This window comes from Streptomyces sp. NPDC046881 (assembly GCF_040645015.1).
GTDB lineage: Bacteria > Actinomycetota > Actinomycetes > Streptomycetales > Streptomycetaceae > Streptomyces.
This window is the reverse complement of the sequence record NZ_JBEYXJ010000230.1, coordinates 1-2,326: the sequence shown is the minus strand read 5'-3', so window position 1 is coordinate 2,326 and position 2,326 is coordinate 1. Positions and strand designations below refer to the sequence as shown.

General features: G+C 71.7%; 2 protein-coding genes. Both read left to right on the top strand.

All coding sequences use genetic code 11. The annotated features are described in order from the left end of the window. The first annotated feature begins 123 nt into the window (after window positions 1-123). Complete coding sequence (locus ABZ923_RS41185) at window positions 124-720, top strand: helix-turn-helix domain-containing protein (protein WP_361483552.1); 597 nt, start codon at window positions 124-126, stop codon at window positions 718-720. A 127-nt stretch (window positions 721-847) separates the two neighbouring features. Next, window positions 848-2,050 carry an MFS transporter gene (locus ABZ923_RS41180; RefSeq protein WP_361483549.1) on the top strand — a complete coding sequence of 401 codons (1,203 nt, stop codon included), beginning with the start codon at window positions 848-850 and terminating at the stop codon, window positions 2,048-2,050. Window positions 2,051-2,326: the final 276 nt, after the last annotated feature.

Genomic DNA, 2,326 nt, shown 5'->3' with positions numbered 1-2,326 from the left:
GGGGCTGGCCCCGGGGGCCGCGCCCCCACCCTCTTTGTTCGCCGGGTGGGGCGGGCCGGCACCGCGCCGAGAGCCGTATGCGCCGTATTGAAATGGTCGATCCAAAACGGTTAGGCTCGGACCATGGCCCGACCGAGGATGTTCGACGAGGAACGGGCCCTGGACGCGGCGATGCGCACCTTCTGGGAGAAGGGCTACGAGGCCACCTCCACCCAGGACCTGTGCGCCGCCACCGGACTGGGGCGCAGCAGTATCTACAACACCTTCAAGAGCAAGCACGACCTGTTCCAGCGAGCCCTGCACCGCTACATGACCGTCATGAACGCGGCCCAGCTGGCGGTGCTGGAGGATCCCGAGCGCAGCGGCGGGGACCGGATCCGCGGGCTGTTCGCCCTGGTGCTCGACGGTGAAACGCAGAACCGGCCGGGTGGCCGGAGCCTGGGCTGTCTCACCGTGAACACGACGGTGGAACTGGCCGGGCGCGACGCCGCCGCGGCCGGGATGCTCGAACAGGACACGGCCCGCCGGCTGGCCGCCCTGCGCGCGGCCGTCGAGGCCGGCCGCCGGGACGGCAGCATCACCTCGGCCCGGGACGCGGGCGACCTGGCCCGGTTCCTCAACGCCACGGTCGCGGGCCTGCGGGTCTCCGCGCAGGGAGGGGCCGACCGGGCCGCGCTGGAGGCGATCGTCGAGGTCGCACTGGACGCCCTGACGGGCTGAGCCGGCCTCGGCCCACTCCCTTTCCGGCTGCTCCATTTTTGAACCGATGGATCCAAAACGCTTCCATGCCGCTATTTTGAACTGACCGATCCATAACGCTTGGTCGTCCGACTCGAAGGAGCCTTCCGTGCCCCGTGCCGTCTACGTCCTGGCGCTCGGCATCTTCGCCCTGGTGACCAGTGAGTTCGCGGTCGCCGGACTGATGCCGCAGATGGCCGCCGGACTGCACGCCACCGTCCCGCAGATCGGCTATCTCATCACCGCGTTCGCCGCCGCGATGGCCGTCGGCGGGCCCGTCCTCACCGTGGCGGTGATGAAACTCCCGCCCCGAACCGCGCTGTTGGTGCTCTTCGCCGTGTTCCTGGCCGGCAACGTGCTTGCCGCGACCGCCACGGGTTACGGCACGATGCTGGTCGCCCGCGTCGTCACCGGCGTCGCCTCCCAGGCCTTCTTCGGCGTCGCCATCTCGCTGTGCGCCCGGCTCACCCGCCCCGAGATCCGCGGCCGGGCGGTCGCCGTGGCCATGAACGGCCTGATGCTCGGCACCCTGCTCGGACTGCCGCTGTCCACCCTGATCGGCGAACGGCTCGGCTGGCGCGCCGCGTTCTGGGCCGTTTCGGTGCTCACCCTGGTCGCCGGCGCGGCCACCCTGGCCGGGGTGCCCGGGCTGGATGCCGCGCCGAGCAGTGGCCTGCGCGCCGAGGCCGGTGTCTTCACGCGGCCACGGCTGTGGCTGGCGCTGGCCGGCAGCACGCTCGTCATCGGCGCCACGTTCTCGGCCTTCAGCTACTTCCACCCCATCCTCACCGGGCTCACCGGGTTCTCCGCCGGAACCGTCCCGCTGCTCCTGATTGCGTACGGGGCGGCGACCGTCGTCGGCAACACGGTCGTCGGCCGGCTCGCCGACCGGTACACGCTGCCGGTGCTCGCCGTGGGCCTGCTGCTCAACCTGGTCTTCCTCGCCGGCTTCGCGGTCTTCGCCGGCACGGCCGCTCCCGCGGTGCTCTGCATGCTGGGCATCGGCCTGGCCGGGGTCACCATGAACCCGGCGATGGTGACCCGGGTCCAGCGGGCGGGCAACGCCGGGCCGCTCGTCAACACCGTCCACTCCTCCTTCATCACGCTCGGCGTCATCATCGGCTCCTCCGCCGGCGCCGTCGCCATCGACACCTGGGGGCTGCGCGCCCCGCTTTGGCTCGGCGCCGTCCTGGCCGCCGTCGGCCTCCTCACGGTCCTGCCGGAGTTGCGCGGCGGCGGGGGTACGGCAGGGGGGCGGGGCGCGGCGGGGGTGGCGGAGCCCGCGGTGCCGGAAGCGGCGAGCCGGGGCTGAACAGCCGACTGCACACCGGCATTCCGCCGACCGTAGACCGTAGACCGTAGACGGTGGAACTCGCAGTATGACCCCTTGCGTACGTCCTGACGTGCACGGGAGGGCTCCCGGAGAACTCACTTCGGCGGATCCCCGACGTAGGAGACGGCGGTGAGTCAATCGACGCGGCCCCGTACGACATCGTTCCTCACGCTGTCGTACGGGGCTACTTGCTGCCATGGCGTACATGGTCGGCCTGCCGCTCGGCCGGGACCGGCGCCCCAGCGCCGCAGCCCG

Bases quoted from the DNA above. Each gene is read 5' to 3' on its own strand.
- ABZ923_RS41185 (WP_361483552.1), top strand. From the start codon at position 124: ATGGCCCGACCGAGGATGTTCGACGAGGAACGGGCCCTGGACGCGGCG.